Origin of the sequence: Paenirhodobacter ferrireducens (genome assembly GCF_004022265.1) — a bacterium.
GTDB lineage: Bacteria > Pseudomonadota > Alphaproteobacteria > Rhodobacterales > Rhodobacteraceae > Rhodobacter > Rhodobacter ferrireducens.
Genome location: NZ_SAVB01000019.1, coordinates 82,477 through 101,063, shown reverse-complemented (window position 1 = coordinate 101,063; position 18,587 = coordinate 82,477). Strand labels below are relative to the sequence as shown.

The 18,587-nt window shown below is 69.7% G+C and carries 17 protein-coding genes; 7 read left to right on the top strand and 10 right to left on the bottom strand.

What is annotated here, in order from left to right:
* Positions 1 to 12: 12 nt before the first annotated feature.
* Positions 13 to 987, bottom strand: a complete 975-nt coding sequence (gene cobS / locus EOW65_RS13895) for a cobaltochelatase subunit CobS (RefSeq protein ID WP_128150410.1) — start codon at positions 985 to 987, stop codon at positions 13 to 15.
* A gap of 152 nt (positions 988 to 1,139) precedes the next feature.
* Here cobS and EOW65_RS13890 point away from each other — a divergent pair, with 152 nt between their 5' ends.
* On the top strand, positions 1,140 to 2,108 hold the full coding sequence (locus tag EOW65_RS13890; RefSeq protein WP_128150408.1) for a DUF808 domain-containing protein: 969 nt from the start codon (positions 1,140 to 1,142) through the stop codon (positions 2,106 to 2,108).
* A gap of 183 nt (positions 2,109 to 2,291) precedes the next feature.
* Here EOW65_RS13890 and EOW65_RS13885 read toward each other — a convergent pair whose 3' ends face one another.
* Positions 2,292 to 3,296 carry a Hint domain-containing protein gene (locus tag EOW65_RS13885; protein WP_128150406.1) on the bottom strand — a complete coding sequence of 335 codons (1,005 nt, stop codon included), beginning with the start codon at positions 3,294 to 3,296 and terminating at the stop codon, positions 2,292 to 2,294.
* 165 nt (positions 3,297 to 3,461) lie between these two features.
* On the opposite strand from EOW65_RS13885, the gene EOW65_RS13880 reads away from it, so the two are divergent.
* Both EOW65_RS13880 and EOW65_RS13875 read left to right on the top strand, forming a co-directional pair.
* A complete protein-coding gene (locus EOW65_RS13880) occupies positions 3,462 to 4,241 on the top strand; it encodes an SDR family oxidoreductase (protein ID WP_128150404.1) in 780 nt (259 codons plus the stop codon).
* A 61-nt stretch (positions 4,242 to 4,302) separates the two neighbouring features.
* On the top strand, positions 4,303 to 5,391 hold the full coding sequence (locus tag EOW65_RS13875; protein ID WP_128150402.1) for an ABC transporter ATP-binding protein: 1,089 nt from the start codon (positions 4,303 to 4,305) through the stop codon (positions 5,389 to 5,391).
* Positions 5,392 to 5,558: 167 nt separating this feature from the next.
* On the opposite strand, the gene EOW65_RS13870 is transcribed toward EOW65_RS13875, so the two are convergent.
* The 7 genes from EOW65_RS13870 to gltX form a co-directional block, all read right to left on the bottom strand.
* The gene (locus tag EOW65_RS13870) at positions 5,559 to 6,818 is read right to left on the bottom strand and encodes a M23 family metallopeptidase (RefSeq protein ID WP_164880103.1); all 1,260 of its coding nucleotides are present in this window, start codon (positions 6,816 to 6,818) and stop codon (positions 5,559 to 5,561) included.
* Between the two features lie 50 nt (positions 6,819 to 6,868).
* On the bottom strand, positions 6,869 to 7,537 hold the full coding sequence (locus EOW65_RS13865; RefSeq protein ID WP_128150398.1) for a protein-L-isoaspartate(D-aspartate) O-methyltransferase: 669 nt from the start codon (positions 7,535 to 7,537) through the stop codon (positions 6,869 to 6,871).
* Positions 7,534 to 8,322: a 5'/3'-nucleotidase SurE gene (gene surE / locus EOW65_RS13860; RefSeq protein ID WP_128150396.1), complete on the bottom strand. Its 789-nt coding sequence runs from the start codon at positions 8,320 to 8,322 to the stop codon at positions 7,534 to 7,536. Before surE ends, EOW65_RS13865 begins: the two co-directional genes overlap by 4 nt.
* Before the next feature lie 308 nt (positions 8,323 to 8,630).
* The gene (locus EOW65_RS13855) at positions 8,631 to 9,290 is read right to left on the bottom strand and encodes an SDR family NAD(P)-dependent oxidoreductase (protein ID WP_128150394.1); all 660 of its coding nucleotides are present in this window, start codon (positions 9,288 to 9,290) and stop codon (positions 8,631 to 8,633) included.
* 75 nt (positions 9,291 to 9,365) lie between these two features.
* A complete protein-coding gene (locus EOW65_RS13850) occupies positions 9,366 to 9,785 on the bottom strand; it encodes a DUF1284 domain-containing protein (protein WP_128150392.1) in 420 nt (139 codons plus the stop codon).
* Positions 9,786 to 9,862: 77 nt separating this feature from the next.
* Positions 9,863 to 11,158 carry a citrate synthase gene (gene gltA / locus EOW65_RS13845; RefSeq protein WP_128150390.1) on the bottom strand — a complete coding sequence of 432 codons (1,296 nt, stop codon included), beginning with the start codon at positions 11,156 to 11,158 and terminating at the stop codon, positions 9,863 to 9,865.
* Between the two features lie 75 nt (positions 11,159 to 11,233).
* Entirely contained in the window at positions 11,234 to 12,634 is a 1,401-nt protein-coding gene (gltX, locus tag EOW65_RS13840; protein ID WP_128150388.1) for a glutamate--tRNA ligase, read from the bottom strand.
* A 122-nt stretch (positions 12,635 to 12,756) separates the two neighbouring features.
* Here gltX and EOW65_RS13835 point away from each other — a divergent pair, with 122 nt between their 5' ends.
* A complete protein-coding gene (locus tag EOW65_RS13835; protein WP_240664689.1) occupies positions 12,757 to 14,880 on the top strand; it encodes a ComEC/Rec2 family competence protein in 2,124 nt (707 codons plus the stop codon).
* Here the strand turns inward: EOW65_RS13835 and lexA are convergent.
* Entirely contained in the window at positions 14,874 to 15,566 is a 693-nt protein-coding gene (gene lexA, locus EOW65_RS13830) for a transcriptional repressor LexA (protein ID WP_128150385.1), read from the bottom strand. The two genes, EOW65_RS13835 and lexA, sit on opposite strands and share 7 nt — an antisense overlap.
* Before the next feature lie 135 nt (positions 15,567 to 15,701).
* Here lexA and trmB point away from each other — a divergent pair, with 135 nt between their 5' ends.
* From trmB to EOW65_RS13815, 3 genes are all read left to right on the top strand, one after another.
* A complete protein-coding gene (trmB, locus tag EOW65_RS13825; protein ID WP_121534747.1) occupies positions 15,702 to 16,430 on the top strand; it encodes a tRNA (guanine(46)-N(7))-methyltransferase TrmB in 729 nt (242 codons plus the stop codon).
* 90 nt (positions 16,431 to 16,520) lie between these two features.
* Positions 16,521 to 17,867, top strand: a complete 1,347-nt coding sequence (aroA, locus tag EOW65_RS13820; protein WP_128150383.1) for a 3-phosphoshikimate 1-carboxyvinyltransferase — start codon at positions 16,521 to 16,523, stop codon at positions 17,865 to 17,867.
* Between the two features lie 121 nt (positions 17,868 to 17,988).
* Positions 17,989 to 18,573, top strand: a complete 585-nt coding sequence (locus EOW65_RS13815; RefSeq protein WP_128150381.1) for a (d)CMP kinase — start codon at positions 17,989 to 17,991, stop codon at positions 18,571 to 18,573.
* The last annotated feature ends 14 nt before the right edge of the window (positions 18,574 to 18,587 follow it).

Sequence of the window (18,587 nt, the reverse complement as noted above, 5' to 3'; positions counted from 1 at the left end):
TTTCGTCGCGCCTCACCGCGTTGCGATCACCGCGGCGGATTCCGGCAGTTCCTCGTCGAAGAGGCGCTGATAGAACTCGGCCACCGTCGAGCGCTCGAGCTCGTCGCACTTGTTGAGGAAGGTCAACCGGAAGGCATAGCCGACGTTGCGGAAGATCTCGGCGTTCTGCGCCCAGGCGATCACAGTGCGGGGCGACATCACCGTCGAGAGATCGCCGTTCATGAAGGCGGTGCGGGTCAGGTTCGCCACATGCACCATCTGTCCGATGATCTTGCGGCCCTTCTCGGTGTTGTAATGCGGCGCCTTCGACAGCACGATTGCGGTTTCCGCGTCATGGCTGAGATAGTTCAGCGTGGCGACCAGCGACCAGCGGTCCATCTGGCCCTGGTTGATCTGCTGGGTGCCGTGGTAAAGGCCCGTGGTGTCGCCCAGACCCACCGTGTTCGCCGTGGCGAAAAGGCGGAAATACGGGTTCGGGGTGATGACTTCGTTCTGGTCGAGCAGCGTCAGCTTGCCGTCGGTTTCCAGCACGCGCTGGATCACGAACATCACGTCGGCGCGGCCGGCATCGTATTCGTCGAAGACGATCGCGGTCGGGTTGCGCAGCGCCCAGGGCAGGATGCCCTCGTGGAACACGGTGACCTGCTTGCCATCGACGAGCTTGATCGCGTCCTTGCCGATCAGGTCGATGCGGCTGACGTGGCTGTCTAGGTTGACGCGCACGCAAGGCCAGTTCAGCCGCGCCGCGACCTGCTCGATATGGGTCGACTTGCCGGTGCCGTGATAGCCCTGGATCATCACGCGGCGATTGTAGGCAAAGCCCGCGAGGATCGCCATCGTGGTGTCGGGATCGAACTTGTAGGTCGGGTCGAGGTCGGGCACGCGCTCGGTGCGCTCGGCAAAGCCCTTCACCTTGATGTCGCTGTCGAGGCCGAAGACCTCGCGCACGTCGATTTCTTCGGTGGGTCTGGCGTTCTGGTCGAGCATGGCGGGCGTCCTTATCCTGCAGTCGGATGGATTTGTGGACCATCGCACGGGGCCGCGCAAGGGGCGGATTGTCCCGGATACAGGCGGGCGAGCGCCCTTGCATCGCGACGGCCCGCTTCATACCTTGCCGCAAACGATGGACGGGGTTTTTGATGAGCGGGCTTCTGGCGCTTCTCGACGACGTGGCGGGGATCGCCAAGATCGCGGCGGCAAGTGTGGACGATGTGGCCGGACAGGCGGCGAAGGCCGGCGCCAAGGCCGCGGGCGCGGTGATCGACGACGCGGCGGTGACGCCGAAATACGTCCACGGTTTCGCCGCGGCGCGCGAGCTGCCGATCGTTGGCAAGATCGCGCTCGGCTCGGTGCGCAACAAGCTCGTCTTCCTGCTGCCGCTGGCGCTGCTCCTGTCGGCCTTCGCGCCTTGGGCGATCACACCGCTGCTGATGCTGGGCGGCAGCTATCTGTGCTTCGAGGGGGCGGAGAAGGTGCTGCACCTCTTCCACCCCGCGCCCGCCCATGGCGCGGCGACCGAGACCGGCGACCCGGCCCATCTCGAGGCGGCGAAGGTCTCGGGCGCGGTGAAGACCGATTTCATCCTCTCGGCCGAGATCATGACGATCGCGCTCGCTGCGCTGCCTTCGGGGCAACCGGTCTGGATGGAGGCGCTGGCGCTTGCCATCGTGGCGCTCTGCATCACCGCGGTGGTCTATGGCGGCGTGGCGCTGATCGTGAAGATGGACGACATCGGGCTCTGGCTTGCCCGCAACGCGCGGCTCGCGCCGACACGCGCCTTTGGCCACGGGCTGGTGCGGGTGATGCCGGGGTTTCTCGCAGGGCTGATGGCGGTGGGCACGGCGGCGATGCTCTGGGTCGGCGGCTCGATCGTGCTGCATGGCGCCGCGGAAACGTTCTGGGCCGTGCCCTACGAGGCGATCCATCACCTCGCCGGCGCGGTTGCCGGGGGCGTCGCTGAGCGCTTTGCCGGCACCGTCGAATGGAGCGTTACCGCCGCTTGCGATGGGGTCTTCGGTCTCGCCTTCGGCATGGCGCTGGTGCCGCTGGTGACCAAGGTCATCGACCCGGTGATCGCGCGGCTGCGCGGCAAGGGCGGCGCGCACTGAGACCGGGCCGGGGGCGCTGCCGCCTCGGTCCTGCGGTCCTCACCCGGCGATATCGAGGGCAATCAGAAGCGGGGAAGCACCAGTGCCCGCCGCCTCCGGGCTGTCTTCTTGGCAAAAATACCTCTGTCGGCGCAGTCGGTGCAGCGGAAGGGGGCGCCTCGTGGCGACAGCCACACCGCGGCCTCAGTCCCTGTCACGCGGCTTGAAGATCTTCGCGCGGCCGACGCGTTCCACCGTCTCGCGCCCGGCCTCGGTGCCGAAATGCGGCTTGTGTTTCAGGTCGGGCAGGCGGGCGCGGATCTCGGCGGTCAGCTGCTCGGGCAGCAGGCCGAGCGTCGCCTCGCTCACCATCAGGCTCTCGACAGGGATCCCTTCGGCATAGATGATCTCGTGCCGGTCGAAGACCAGCGCATAATAGTCGACATAGCCGCCCTCGCGCCGCCAGACATGCTCGCCATCGACGAGATGCTTGGCCTGCACGAGGATTTCCGAGGTGTCGCCGATCCGCCGCTCGCCGCGCCGGTAGAGGAAGATCCGGTGATGCGGCGAGACGATCAGATCGCCCTCGTTGCCAAGCGTGCCGGCCGAGATCACCACGGGGGCGAGCGAGCCGAGCGCGCGCAGCGTGGCGCGGGCGACAAGGCGCACCGGCTGCGGCCCGGAATCGCGGGTCAGTACCCGGTCGCCGGCCTGCAATGCCTCGATCGGGCGCTGTGCGCCGCCGGCCATGGTGATCATCGTGCCGGTGGTGAAGGCGACGCAGACGAGGTCGCTCAGCCGCGCCGAGCCGGGGTCGGTGTGCACCTCGAGCAGCGTGTAATCGGTGCGCGCCGCGATCGGCGACAGCGGCAGGGCATAAAGCGCGCCGCTTGCTTCGTTGCGCAGCAGCAAGATGTCGACGGTATCGCCTTCGGGCGTCATCATCACATGGCGCGCGACGATGGTGATCGCATCGCCCGGGCTGCCGACCTCGGAGCCCGGGGCGATGCGCTGACAGCCCTCGCCGCCTTCCGCCGCAAGCAGCAACCGCAGCGGCGTGGCGCCGCGCTCGAGCTGATAGACATCGCCCGCGATGCTGTGCGCGGGCACGTCGATCGCATCACCCTGGTTCGCCCCCGAGGTCACCCAGATCAGGTCCGCGTCGAAGACGTGGACGGTCTGGGGTGGCAGGGCCTGGGCTGAGGTCATGGTGTGCTCCCTGTTCCGGGGCGAAATGCGCTCCGGCAAGGCCTGAGAAGACCTGTGGTCGGTAAAGCAACTGCCGCGGCTTGCGTCAAGGGCGCGTGGCGCATTGCCTTTCCCCCCGTCTCCGGTGTTTCCTGCGCCGACCACGAACGGAAGACGGAGGGGAAAATGGATCTGGGGATCAGGGGCAAGCGCGCGATCGTCTGCGCAGGCTCGAAGGGGCTCGGGCGCGGCTGCGCCGAGGCGCTCGCGGCGGCCGGGGTGGAGATCGTGTTGAACGCCCGCGGCGCCGAGGCGCTGACGGCGACGGCGAATGCGCTCGAGGCGCGCCATGGCGTCACCGTGGTGCCGGTCGCGGCCGATATCACCACGCCCGAGGGGCGCGCCGCGGTGCTCGCGGCCGCGGGTGAGGTCGACATCCTGGTGAACAATGCCGGCGGCCCGCCGCCCGGGCTCTGGAGCGACTGGTCGCGCGAGGATTTCCTGCGCGCGATCGACGCCAACATGCTCAGCCCGATCGCGATGATGCAGGCCTGCCTGCCCGGGATGATGGAACGCGGCTGGGGCCGGGTCGTCAACATCACCTCGGCCGCGGTGCGCGCGCCGATCGCGCAGCTCGGGCTGTCGAACTCGGCCCGCGCCGGGCTGACGGGCTTCGTCGCCGGCACATCGCGCCAGGTCGCCCATGCCGGCGTGACGATCAACAACCTGCTGCCCGGCATCCACGCCACCGACCGGATGATCGCGCTCGACAGCCGCACCGCGGCCGAGCAGGGGATCACCCTCGAGGCGGCGGCGGCGCGGCGCGCGGCGGCGATCCCGGCGGGCCGCTTCGGCACCCCGGCCGAGTTCGGCGCGACCTGCGCCTTCCTGTGCTCGGTCCATGCGGGCTTCATCGTCGGGCAGAACATCCTGGTCGACGGCGGCGCGGCGAACCTGACGCTGTGAGCTTGCACGGGCGGGGCTGGGATGCTAGGGCCAATCCCGAGTTTTTCACTCGGGAGCCGCAATGACCCAGACCCACGTTCCGCCCCGGCTGCAGGTCGAGGGCCTGATGCGCAGCTTCGGCGGGCGTCAGGTGCTCGACGATGTCAGCTTCTCAATCCCGGCGGGGCAGGTGACCTGCCTGCTCGGCCCCTCGGGCTGCGGCAAGTCGACGACGCTGCGGATCATCGCCGGCGTCGACATGCAGGACCGCGGGCGCATCCTCGTCGATGGGGCGCTGGTGTGCGACACCGTCTTCCGCGTGCCGCCCGAACGGCGCGCGATCGGGCTGATGTTTCAGGATTTCGCGCTGTTTCCGCATCTGAGCGTGGCCGAGAACGTCGCCTTCGGCCTTGCGGGAAGCAAGGCCGAGAAACGTGCGCGGGTCAGCGAACTGCTCGACCGCGTGCATCTGGCGCGCCACATCGACAGCATGCCGCATGCGCTGTCGGGGGGCGAGCAGCAGCGCGTGGCGCTGGCCCGTGCCCTTGCGCCGCGGCCGCGGATCCTGCTGATGGACGAGCCCTTCTCGGGCCTCGACGAGCGGTTGCGCGACGACATCCGCGACGAGACCCTTGCCCTTCTGAAGGAGGAGGGCACGGCGGTTCTGCTGGTCACCCACGAGCCGCACGAGGCGATGCGGATGGCCGACGAGATCTTGCTGATGCGGGACGGCCGGATCGTGCAGCGCGGCGCGCCCTACAATCTCTACAACGCGCCGGTCGATCGCAAGGCGGCAGCCTTCTTCTCGGATATCAACGTGCTCACCGGGCGGGTTCAGGGGGCGCTGACGCCCACACCCTTCGGCGATTTCCTGACCCCGGGTCTGGCCGACGGCACCGCCGTCGACATCGTGATCCGGCCGCAGCACCTGAAGATCGACTTCGATCGCGCCGGCCGCGGCCCGAACCCGACCGCGCAGGACGGCACGCCCGCCCGCGGCGTGGTCGAGCGGGCCCGCTTCATGGGCCGCGAGAGTCTGGTCGAGTTCCGCATGGAGTTCGACGGCTCGCTGCTGCGTGCGACGGTGCCGAACGTGTTCCTGCCAAAGCCCGGCACGCCGATGTGGCTGATGATCCGTCGCGACCGCTGCTTCGTCTTTCCGTCTGTCTGAGGCGGAGAGCGGGCAAGGGGGGGGCGCTGCCCTCCGCCCTTCGGACACCCCCGGGGATATTTGCGGCAATTGGAAGCGGGAAGGGCCCGGGCTTTCTCCTTGCCCGAAATACCTCGGGGGTGAATTTTGCCGGCAGGCAAAAGCGGGGGCGGCGCCCCCGGCTTGCGTCATTGCAGGTAGGGCATCGGGTCGACGGAATCGTAGCCCTTGCGGACCTCGAAATGCACGAAGGCCGGTTCGCCCGCGCGGAGCTTCGCAATCGCCTGGCCGCGCTTCACCGTATCGCCCTTCTTCACTGCGATGCCGTCGATATTGGCATAGACCGTCAGCAGCCCGTTCGCGTGGCGCAGCACCAGGATCGGCACCTGTTCGGTGTCCTTGGTAATCGCCGCGACCGTACCGGCCTCGGCGGCCCTGATCGGCGTGCCGGCGGTGGCCTTGATGTCGACGCCGTCGTTCTTGCCCTTCACATAGGGGCGGATGATCGAGCCCGCCACCGGCATCTCGAGCTGCGAGGTCGCCGAGGCCGCCGTGCGGGTGGCGCCGAGGTTCGGCACGCCCGAGGTGTCGACCGGGGCCGAGGCCTTGACCGGGCTCTCGGCGGGCAGCGGCTTCGAGGCCGAGGGTGGCTCGGGCGTGGGCGAGGTCGCGCCGGGCGGCGTCACCGCCGCCGCGCTTGCGGTCTGCGTGCCGGTGGCGGCGACCGGGATCAGCAGGTACTGCCCCTCGCGCACGCTCAGATCCGCCGGCAGGCCGTTCCATTCGGCGAGCGCCTTGGCCGAGACATTGTAATAGCGCGCGATCGAATAGGCGGTCTCGCCGCGGGCGACCTTGTGGCGCACCGGCTCGGCCGAGGCGGGCTGCATTCCGGTCGCAGGTTTTGCCGGGGTCGGGGCGGAGCTTGCCGGTGCGGGGGGCACGGTGGTGCTGCCGTTTGCCGCGGCGCGGTCGATCGCCGAGGAGGCGAGCGAGGTGATGTCGATGCGCTCGGCACCGGTGCCGGTGGCCGTGGCGGCGGGGGCGACGGCGGTGGTCGCCGCAGTGGCGACCGGTTCGGCCACGCGGCGCGGCAGCGCCAGCACCTCGCCCCGGTTCAGCGGCGTGTTCGACGAGATCGCATTGTGGCGGGCGAGCTCCTCCGCATTCACGCCGACGCGGGTCGCGACGGTGGCAACGGTATCGCCGCGGCGCGCCACGGCGACCTGGAAGTTCGGATAGGAGATCACGCCGCGGCTGTCGGGCTCGGGGCGGGCGGCAGTGGCGTTGCGCGCGGCAGAGCTGGTGTCGAAACCGAGCTTGCCGAAGCCGCGCAGGTCGGCGTCCATGTCGGAGCAGGCGGCAAGCGTCGCAAGCGCGCAGCCTGCCAGCAGCAGGCGCGGCGCCGCACGGCGCGGCAGGGAAAGGGGCTGGCGCAGGGAAGCGGTCATCGGCTCGGTCCTCGTCATCTTGGTGGCCCCTGTCGCCGGGGCCTTGGTCCTCAGTCGCTTGCCATGCCCTCGACAAGCGGCACGAAACGCACGGGGCGCAATTCTTCGTAATCGAAACCGGTCTCGAGGCGGCGCACGCGGATCAGGCTTTGAACCGTGTCCGACTGGCCGACCGGAAGCACCATGATACCGCCGATCTTCAGCTGGGACAACAGGGGGCCGGGCGGATCCTCGGCCGCGGCAGTCACCAGGATGCGGTCGAAGGGTGCCTGGTCGGGCAGGCCGCGGGTGCCGTCGCCGGCGATCGCGACGATGTTCGGGATCGCCAGGGTCGCGAAGATCTCGGAGGCCTCGCGCACCAGACGGCGAAAGCGGTCGACAGTGTAGACGCGGCGGGCGAGCAGGCTCAGCACCGCCGCCTGATAGCCCGAGCCGGTGCCGATCTCGAGCACGGTGTCGCGCGGCCCGACGCCAAGCGCCTGGGTCATCAGCCCGACGACCGAGGGCTGCGAGATCGTCTGGCCGCAGGCAATGGGCAGCGGCATGTCCTCATAGGCGCGCTCGGCGAAGAGGCCGCGCACGAAAGGGCCGCGATCGACCCGTTCCATCGCGGCCAGCACCCGCGCATCCGTCACGCCCTTGGAGCGCAGCGCGAAGAGGAAGCGCATCTTGCGCTCGGCGATCGGTTCGATGCCGTCCTCCTCGGGCGTGTCGGTCATGCGAGGCGTGCCTCCAGCTCGGCCAGAACGTCATGGGCGGTGAGGTCGCAGCGCATCGGCGTGACCGAGATCCAGCCCTCGAGGTTGAGCGCCGCATCGGTGCCGGGGGCGGTCGCGGTGTGCTGCGGGCCGCCCTTGACCCAGAGGAACCGCCGCCCGGTCGGCGAATGATGCGGCTCGACCGAGAAGAAGCTGTCGGTGCGATAACCCTGCGGCGCCACTTTCCAGCCCTTCACCGCGGCGGCCGGCACCGGCGGGAAGTTGATGCTGTAGAAGACGCGGTAGGGGCCGTCGTCCCAGATCCCCTTCTGCCACAGCTGACGCAAGAGCGCGGGGCCGTGCACGCGCGCGGCCTCGAACGGGTCCATGCCGGCGGCCATGCAGTCCGGCCCGAGGAACTGGCTCAGCGCAATCGCGGGCACGCCCTGCAGCGCCGCCTCCATCGCCCCGCCGAGCGTGCCGGAATAGAGCGCGTTCTCGGCCGAGTTGTTGCCGCGGTTCACGCCCGAGAGGACCAGATCGGGCTTGCCGCCCTCGAAGACGTCGTAAAGCCCGGCCAGCACGCAATCGGCCGGGCTGCCCTCGGCCGCATAGCGGCGCGGGCCGTGCTTGGCGATCATCATCGGCCGGGTGTAGCTGATGCAATGGCCGACGCCCGATTGCTCGAAGGCCGGGGCGACGGTCCAGACCTCGCCCTCGGGTCCGGCCAGCTCGGTCGCAAGGTCGAGCAGAACCTCGAGCCCCGGCGCGTGGATGCCGTCGTCATTGGTGATCAGAATGCGCATGAAGTCCCCGTCCGGCTCGTGTTGCCCCTGCTTAGCCCGCAAGGGCGGGCGCGACAAGCGACGGGGAGACCGGGCCGGGATTTCCGCGAGATGTGTGGTCACAGGGCAGCGCTGCGGCGCGGGTGGCGAGGGGGGCTCTGCCCCCCCGCTGCGCTCCCCCCGAGGTATTTGTGGCAAGATGAAAGCAAAAGGGGCCACGTGCGCAGCCCCCGGCGCCCGAACCGGGCCCCAGCTTTCTCCTTGCCCGAAATACCTCGGGGGTGAGCGGCGAAGCCGCGAGGGGGCAGCGCCCCCTTCGCCCGCCGGACTCAGAGCTCGCCGAGGAGGCGTTTTGCCTCGTCGCGGATATCGGCGAGGGGCGCGCGGTCTTCCGAGGGGAAGAAGCGCGCGCGTGTCGCCGTGGGCATCGGCCGCGGTTCCGCGATCACCACGCGCGGACCGATCTTGACGTTTTCCGCCTGCCAGCTCCGGGCTAGTGCGATCTGCGCGGCCTTGGTCGCGCCATAGGCGCCGAAGAACTTCTGCCCGCCGCGCGGATCGTCGAAGAAGAGCGCGGTGCCGTCGCCCGCGCGCAGGAGCGGCTCGACCAGCGGGATCAGCGTCGCTGTCGCGGTGACATTCGTGGCGACGGATTTCGAGAAGTCCTTGGCGTCGATATGGCCCGCGGGCGCCAGCGGCGCGGCGTGGATCGCGGTGTGCGCCCAAAGCCCGATCCGGCCCCAGCGGCCGGCGATCGCATTCGCCAGATGCTCCATCTGCGCCGGGTCGGTGACGTCGAGCGGCGCAAGCGAGGCCGACCCGCCCGCCGCCTGGATCCGGTCGTCAAGCTCTTCGAGCCCGCCCACGGTGCGGGCGACGGCCATCACGTGCCAGCCTTGGGCGGCCAGGGTTTCGGCAAGTGCCGCGCCAAGCCCGCGCGAGGCGCCGGTGACGAGGGCGATGTTCTTTTCGGTGGTCTCGGTGCTCATGGCGGTTCCTTGCCAGAGGGGGAGGCGGCGCGCAAGCGTTTCGCGCGGGTGCGCCTGCGGCATCCTGTTGCGGTCTCAGCTGTCCGATTGCAGCCGGGCGAGGGCGCCACGGCACATGCCGTAGCGCAGCCATTGGCACGGCGCGCAGATCTCGGTCAGCGCATCGGCGGGCAGCGCGCGCATCCGCTCGAGCGCTTCGCCCCAGCTCAGCCGGTCGCCCGCCGTCAGGCCGAGCGCGCGGGCGTGGGCCGCATCGAGCCGGTCGATCGTCGCCGCGGTGTCGCAGCCTTCGCCGCGGCGCGAGGGGCAGGGGGCGCAGATGTCGTCGGCTGCCGCCGTGACCTCGATCTCCACCCCGGCTCCCGCCGCGGCGCGCAACCGGCCCATGACGATCGCCGTCATGTTGGCGGTGAAGGCATCGGAATAGCCCTTCCCCTCGAAGCCGAGAGAACACAGGAAATGATGCGGGCGGTAGCGCAGCGGGCGGTCGGACATCGCGGGGGGCTCGGGATTTCGGGCAGATATGCGAAGGGCCGGGGAAATCCCCGGCCCTCGAGTGGTTCTGGCGAACCTCAGCGCGCGTCGACGTCGACGTAGTCGCGGAAGGTCGCGCCGGTGTAGAGCTGCCGCGGACGGCCGATCTTGCCGGTGGGGTCGCCGATCATTTCCTTCCACTGCGAGATCCAGCCGACGGTGCGCGACAGCGCGAAGATCGGCGTGAACATCGAGGTCGGGAAGCCCATCGCCTCGAGGATGATGCCCGAGTAGAAGTCGACGTTCGGATAGAGCTTCTTCGAAACGAAATACTCGTCGTGCAGCGCGATGCGCTCGAGTTCCTTGGCGACCTGCAGCGTCGGGTTGTTGTGGATGCCGAGCAGTTCGAGCACCTCGTCGGCCGATTCCTTCATCACCTTCGCGCGCGGGTCGAAGTTCTTGTAGACGCGGTGGCCGAAGCCCATCAGGCGGAAGGGATCGTTCTTGTCCTTGGCGCGGGCGATGAATTCCGGGATCCGGTCAACCGAGCCGATCTCGCGCAGCATCTCGAGGCAGGCCTGGTTGGCGCCACCATGCGCCGGGCCCCAGAGGCAGGCGATGCCGGCGGCGATGCAGGCAAACGGGTTCGCGCCCGAGGAACCGGCGAGACGCACGGTCGAGGTGGAGGCGTTCTGCTCGTGGTCCGCATGCAGGGTGAAGATGCGGTCCATCGCCTTCGCCAGCGCCGGCTCCACGTGATAGGGCTCGGCCGGAACCGAGAAGCACATGTGCAGGAAGTTCTCGGCGTAGCTCAGCTCGTTGCGCGGATAGACGAAGGGCTGGCCGATCGAGTACTTGTAGGCCCAGGCGGCGATCGTCGGCAGCTTCGCGATGAGGCGCATCGACGCCACTTCGCGCTGCCACGGGTCGTTGATGTCGAGGCTGTCGTGGTAGAAGGACGAGAGCGCGCCGACGACGCCGACCATGGTCGCCATCGGGTGGGCGTCACGACGGAAACCGCGGAAGAAATACTGGATCTGCTCGTGCAGCATGGTGTGCCGGGTAATCCGGTACTCGAAGTCCTCCATCTGCTGGCGGGTCGGCAGCTCGCCGTTCAGCAGCAGGTAGCAGACTTCGAGGTAATGGGACTTCTCGGCCAGCTGGTCGATCGGGTAGCCGCGATAGAGCAGCTCGCCCTTGTCGCCGTCGATATAGGTGATCGCCGACTCACAGGCGGCGGTCGAGGTGAAACCGGGGTCGTAGGTGAAGACATCGGCCTGGCCATAGAGCTTGCGGATGTCGATCACATCCGGACCCACGGTGGGCGAGAGAACCGGCAGCTCGTAGGTTTTGCCGTCGAGCGTCAGTGTGGCAGTTCGTTTCGTGTCAGCCATGAGCTTCCCTTTCCTGTCGTCCGGCTGGGCGCGCCGGTCTGTTGGGTCCGGTTTCACCGGAGAGGCGGCCCGCCCTCAGGCCGCCTGATCGTTCACCCTGGCCAAGGTCTCCTCCCGGCCGAGGACATACATCATATCGAACACACCGGGGGTCACCGACCGTCCCGCGAGTGCGGCACGCAGGGGGGAGGCCAGCTTGCCGAGTCCGAGGTCTTTCTCCTCCGCAACCTGCTTCACGATGGCCTCCAGATCTTCGCGCGTCCAGCTAGCATTTTGCAGGCGCGGCGTCAATTCTTTCAGTATACCACGGGATACCGGATCGAGCTGTTTTGCTGCCTTCTCGTCCACGTCGACCGGCCGCTGCACCAGAGCGAAGTGGGCCTTTTCAATGAGTTGCGGGAAGGTCTTCGCGCTAGCCTTGATGTAGGGCATCGCCGCGCGCAGTCCTTTCGCCTGCGTTTCGGTCAGGGCGGGCAGCTCGGCGGCCTCAAGATAGCCCGCGACCTGCGGCATCAGCGCGTCATCATCGGCCACAGCCATGTGCCGGCCGCAGATGTTCTCGAGCTTCTTGAAGTCGAGACGGGCGGGGGAGCGGCCGATTCCTTCCAGCTCGAACCAGCTTTTCGCCTGTTCGTCGGTGAAGAATTCATCATCGCCGTGGCTCCAGCCGAGTCGCGCCAGATAGTTGCGCATCCCCGCCGCCGGATAGCCCATGGCCTGATACTGCTCGAGCCCGACCGCGCCGTGCCGCTTCGACAGCTTCTTGCCGTCCGGCCCGTGGATCAGCGGGATATGAGCATAGACCGGCACGTCCCAGCCCATGGCGAGATAGATCTGCATCTGCCGGGCCGCGTTCACCAGATGGTCGTCGCCGCGGATCACATGGGTCACGCCCATGTCGTGATCGTCGACCACCACGGCGAGCATGTAGGTCGGCGTGCCGTCCGAGCGCAGGCAGACCATGTCGTCAAGCTGATCGTTGCGCACCGTCACATCGCCCTGCACCTTGTCGTGCACCACCGTCGCGCCCTCGCGCGGTGCCTTCAGCCGGATCACATAGGGCGCATCCGGATAAGTCGAGGGATCGGCGTCGCGCCAGGGCGAGCGGAAGAGCTGCGAGGTGCCCTCGGCCTTCGCCTTCTCGCGGAACGCCTCGATCTCTTCCTGCGTCGAGAAGCACTTGTAGGCCGCGCCGCGCGCGAGCATCTCGCGCGCCACCTCGGCATGCCGCGGCACGCGCTCGAACTGGCTCACCACCTCGCCGTCATAATCAAGGCCGAGCCACTCGAGCCCCTTCAGGATCGCCGCCGTCGCCTCGGGGGTCGAGCGGGCGCGGTCGGTGTCCTCGATGCGCAGCAGGAAGGTGCCGCCGTGGCCGCGCGCGAAGAGCCAGTTGAACAGCGCCGTGCGGGCCCCGCCGATATGCAGGTAGCCGGTCGGCGAGGGGGCGAAGCGGGTGACGATCTTTTGCGACATCGGGGGCCTTTCTCGCCCGGTCCGGCGGGCGCCGGGAGGGGCGTTGTTAACGATCTGTAAACCATGCAGCCACTAGGCTGACCTTCGGCGTCTGTCTAAGCGCGGAGGGGCAGAGAAACAAGGTGTCCGAGCCGGGGAGCGCGATCACGACCGGGCGCGCACCGGCGCGCCGGCCCGCGGCCGCGCTGCGGGCGGGGCTGGCGCGGGCGCTTGGCGTGGGGCTCGACGATCCGGCGGGGGCGCTGGTGCGGGCGCGGCTCGACCTGCCGCTCTGGGCGCCGGTGGCGCTTGGCACGGGGATCGGGGCGTGGTTCGCCGCGCCCGTCGACCCGCCCGCGGCGGTGATCTGGGGGCTTGGCGGGCTTGCCGTCGTTGCGTTGCTGATCTGGGCGCGCGGGGCGGAGCCCTTGCGCTTTCCCGCGGCGCTTCTGGCGCTGCTGGCGGCCGGGGTGCTTCTGGCCGAGGCGCGGGCCGGGGCGGTTGCGGCCCCCGTGCTGCCCTTTCGTTATGACGGTCCGGTCGAGGGGCGGGTGCTGCGGGTCGACCGCTCGTCGCGCGACCGGATCCGGCTGACCCTCGATGCGGTGCAGCTGACCGGCATCGACCCCGCCCGCAGACCCGAGATGCTGCGCGTGACGCTGCGCCCCGAGACCGCCGCGCTGCCCGAACCGGGCGAGCGGGTGATGCTGACCGCGAACCTGCAGCCGCCCGCGCCGCCCGCCGAACCCGGTGCCTGGGATTTTCGTCGCACGGCGTGGTTCGAAGGGCTGGGGGCGGTCGGTTTCGCCCGCGGCCCGGTGCTGCGTGTGTCGCCCCCCGACCCGCACGACCGGGCGCTGGCCGGCCACCGGCTGCGGCTGCGGCTCTCGGCGGCGATGCAGGCGCGGATGCCGGGGCAGGCGGGGGCCGTCGCCGCGGCGCTGATGACCGGCGACCGGTCGGGGATTTCCGAGGCGACGAATGCGGTGATGCGGGCGGCGAACCTCTATCACATCATCTCGATCTCGGGGCTGCACATGGGAATGCTGGCGGGCTTTGTCTTCGCGGCGATCCGCTATGGCCTCGCCGCCGTCGGCCCCTTCGCGCTGATCTGGCCGGTGAAGAAGATCGCGGCGGCGGTGGCGCTGGTGGCCTCGACCCTGTACCTCTGGCTCGCCGGGACCGAGGTGGCGACCACCCGGGCCTGGCTGATGACCGGGGCGATGCTGCTGGCGGTGCTGCTCGACCGGCGCGCGATCTCGCTGCGCACGGTGGCGCTGGCGGCGCTGGTGCTGCTGGTGCTCGAACCCGAAAGCCTGACCGAGCCCGGCTTCCAGATGTCTTTTGCCGCGACGGTGGCGCTGGTGCTGGCCTTCGGCCCCTGGGCGCGGATCGCGCCGCGCCTGCCGTGGCTGGTGCGCCCGGTGGCGATGCTGGTGCTGACCTCGCTCGTCGCGGGCACGGCGACGGCGCCGATTGCGGCCGCGCATTTCGGTCGGGTCGCGGAATACGGGCTGGTGGCGAACCTGCTCGCGGTGCCGGTGATGGGCACGCTGGTGATGCCGGCGGGCGTCATCGCGGCGCTGCTCGCGCCCCTTGGCCTGGCCGCGCCGGCGCTGCGGGTGATGGAGCAGGGCACGCGCTGGATGATCTTCGTGGCCGAGCGGGTCGCGGCGCTCGATGGTGCGGTGATCGCCGTTCCGGCGCCGCCCGCCGCGGTGCTGCCGTTGCTGGCGCTTGGCGCGCTGCTGGCGGTTCTGGCGCGCGGGTTGCCGCGCATTGCGGGGCTTTCCGCGATGGCCGTGGCGGCGGGGCTGTGGGGAACGGCGGTGCGGCCCGCGCTGCTGATCGCGCCCGAGGCGGCGCTGGTCGGGCTGGTGACCGCAGAGGGCCGGGCGCTGTCGAAACCCGGTGCCGCCTTCGTCGCCGAAAGCTGGCTAAAGGCCGATGGCGACGATGCCACGCCTGAACTGGCCGCTGCCCGTCCGGGGTTCTCCGGCCCGCGCGGCGCCCGCGTCGCCACCTGGAATGGCCGCACTGTGGTGCATCTGAGTGGCACCGGCGCGCTCGCGGCGCTGAGCGCCGCCTGCCACGACGACGCCCTCGTCATTCTGGCGGCTCCCGCACCCGATCCGGCCCCCGCGGGCTGCGAGATCTGGGACCGGGACCGGCTGCGCGCGGGCGGCGTGGCCTTTGCCGCGGAGGGCCGGCAGATCGGCCCGGGGCAGGGCGCGCGGCGCTGGAGCGGGCGCCCGCGCCGTCAGTAGCTGCGGATCAGCCCGACAAGCCGGCCCTGCACCTTGACCTGATCCTCGCGCAGCATCCGGGTCTCGTACTCGGGGTTCGCCGCCTCGAGCGCGATCATCGCGCCGCGGCGCAGATAGCGCTTCAGCGTCGCCTCGTGCCCGTCGACCAGCGCCACCACGATATCACCGTTGTCGGCGGTGCCCTGTTCGCGGATCACCACGATGTCGCCGTCATTGATGCCGATGCCGATCATCGAATCGCCCCGCACCTCGAGCGCGTAATGCTCGCCCCGGCCCGAGAGCATCGCGCCCGGCACCGCGATGTGATGCGAGATCTCGGCAATCGCCTCGATCGGCACGCCGGCGGCGATCCGCCCCATCACCGGCAGCTCGAGCGCATGCACCGCCTCGACCGGCAGCGCGGCGCGCGGCGGGGCCACCTTCTCGCCCTCGATCACCCGCGGCGTGAAGCCGGGCTTTGCGGTTTCCATCGCGTCGGGCAGCTTCACGATCTCGATCGCGCGGGCGCGGTGTGCAAGGCGGCGGATGAAGCCGCGCTCCTCGAGCGCGGTGATCAGCCGGTGGATCCCCGACTTCGAGCGCAGGGAAAGCGCGTCCTTCATTTCGTCAAAGGAGGGCGGCACGCCGTCGCGTGCCACCCGCTTCTGGATGAAATCCAGCAATTCCATTTGCTTGCGCGTCAGCATCGGCGGTACATCCCGGTTTTGTTCGCGGTGAGTTCACATTAAGTTCTAACCCCGTTCCGCGCCGTGGTCAAGATTTGCCCGGCGCCGCGGCCTGCGGGGCTTGACCGGCCCGCGCCGCCGCCCTAGAGGCCGGCCATGAGCGACGAGAGCGAACATCCCGAGGCAGCGGACGGCGACACGAGCCGGCCCGAATGGCGCAATTTCTATGGCCGCATCCGCGGCAAGACGATGCGCGCCTCGCAAAAGACCTATCTGAGCGAGGATCTCGACAGCCTGCGCCCGCGCGGCATCACCCGGGCCGAAAACCCGGCGCGCGAGGTGATCGACCCGGCCACCATCTTCGGCAATGACGCCCCGATCTGGCTCGAGGTCGGTTTCGGCGGCGGCGAGCATCTGGTGCACATGGCGGCAAGCTATCCGCAGGTGAACATCATCGGCGCCGAGCCCTTCATCAACGGCGTCGCGATGTTGCTCGGCAAGATCCGCGCCGCCGACGTGACGAACCTGGCCGTGCATCCGGGGGATGCGCGCGACCTGATGGATGTGCTGCCCGAGGGCTGCATCGCCAAGGCCTTCCTGAACTATCCCGACCCCTGGCCGAAACGGCGCCACCACCGCCGCCGCTTCGTGACGGCCGAGCATCTGGTGCCGCTCGCCCGGGTGATGGCGCCCGGCGCCGAGTTCCGCGTCGCAACCGACATCCCGAGCTACATGGCCCAGGCCTTGCGCGAAGTGCCGAAGGCGGGCTTCGAGCTTGTCGCCCATTCCGGCACGCCCTGGAGCGACTGGATCTCGACCCGCTACGAGCAGAAGGCGCTGCGCGAGGGCCGCACCCCCGATTACGCCACCTTCCGCCGGCTCTGAGCGCGCGGCAATTTGCGTGCGCCGCAGGCCGGGGGCTTTCGCGGGCGGGCGCGCTGCGCTAACAGGGGCCGATCTTTCAGGGAGGTTTCCATGTCCGGCCACGGCGATCCGATCCGCATGACCGCGCGCAAGAGCGCCGCGCTTTCCGGCGTGGCCGAGGTGCCCGGCGACAAGTCGATCTCGCACCGCGCGCTGATCCTTGGCGCGCTGTCGGTCGGCACCACCAGGATCACCGGCCTGCTCGAGGGGCAGGATGTGCTCGACACCGCGAAGGCGATGGCGGCCTTCGGCGCGGGCGTGACCCGCGAGGGCGCGGGCGCGTGGACGGTCGAGGGCGTCGGCGTCGGTGGCTTCGCCGAGCCTGCCGACGTGATCGACTGCGGCAATTCGGGCACCGGCGTGCGGCTCATCATGGGCGCGATGGCGACCTCGCCGATCACCGCGACCTTCACCGGTGACGCCTCGCTGCGCAAGCGGCCGATGGGGCGGGTGACCGATCCGCTCGCGCTGTTCGGCGCGCGGGCCTATGGCCGCGCCGGCGGCCGGCTGCCGATGACCGTGGTCGGCGCGGCCGAACCTGTGCCGGTGACCTATGCGACGCCGATGGCATCGGCTCAGGTGAAATCGGCGGTGCTGCTCGCGGGCCTCAACGCCCCCGGCCAGACCGTGGTGATCGAGAAGACCGCGACCCGCGACCATACCGAGCGGATGCTGCGCGGCTTCGGCGCCGAGGTCAGCGTCGAGGCGACGCCCGAAGGCAACCGCATCACCCTGACCGGCCAGCCCGAGCTGCGCGGCCAGACCGTTGCCGTGCCGCGCGATCCCTCCTCGGCGGCGTTTCCGGTCTGTGCGGCGCTGATCGTGCCGGGCTCGGACATCCTTGTCCCCGGCGTCAGCCAGAACCCGACCCGCAACGGCCTGTTCCTGACCCTGCGCGAGATGGGCGCCGACATCACCTTCGAGAACGAACGCGAGGAGGGCGGCGAACCCGTCGCCGACCTGCGCGTGCGCTTCTCCGAACTCACCGGCATCGAGGTGCCGGTCGACCGCGCCGCAAGCCAGATCGACGAATATCCGGTGCTGGCGGCGGTGGCGGCCTGCGCGCGCGGCACCACGGTGATGCGCGGCGTGCATGAGCTGCGGGTGAAGGAAAGCGACCGCATCGACGCGATGGCGCGCGGGCTCGAGGCCTGCGGCGTCACCGTCGAGGAAGATGACGACACGCTGATCGTGCATGGCCTCGGCCCCGATGGCGTGCCGGGCGGCGCGACCGTCGCCACCCATATCGACCACCGCATCGCGATGAGCTTCCTCGTTCTGGGCCTTGCCGCGCGGGCGCCTATCACCGTCGACGATGGCTCGCCGATCGCCACCTCCTTCCCGGTGTTCGAGCCGCTGATGCGTGATCTCGGCGCCGAGATCGTCCGGGAAGGCTGAGAACAAGGACGCCTCCGGCGGGAGTCTTTGGGCAAGGAAAAGCCGGGGGCCTTTGCACCTTGGCCTTTTCTTGGGTCAAATGCTCGGACGCGACCGCGAGGCCGGAACTGAGGGGAACGCCATGAGATTCACCGTAGCGATCGACGGGCCGGCGGCGGCGGGCAAGGGCACGATCTCGCGCGCCGTGGCGGACCGCTTCGGCTTTGCCCATCTCGACACCGGGGCGCTTTACCGCGCCGTCGGCGTGAAGGGCGGCGATCCGGTCGCGGCGGCGCGCGGACTGACGCCCGAGGACCTCGCCCGCGACGATCTGCGCACGCTCGAAGCCGGGCAGGCCGCTTCGCGCGTCGCGGTGATCCCCGAGGTGCGGCAGGCGCTTTTGGACTTCCAGCGCGCCTTTGCCCGGCGCGAGGGCGGTGCGGTGCTCGACGGGCGCGACATCGGCACGGTGATCTGCCCCGAGGCCGAGGTGAAGCTCTTCGTCACCGCCTCGCCTGAGGTCCGCGCGCATCGGCGCTGGCTCGAGGTCGGCGGCGACGAGGCGCGGGTGCTCGCCGAGGTGAGGGAGCGCGACGCGCGCGACATGAACCGCGCCGATGCGCCCCTCAAGCCCGCAGCGGATGCCGTGGTGCTCGATACCTCCGAGATGACGATCGACGAGGCGGTGGCGGCCGCTGTCCGGCACATCGAAACCCTGCGCGGCTGACTTCACAAGCGTGC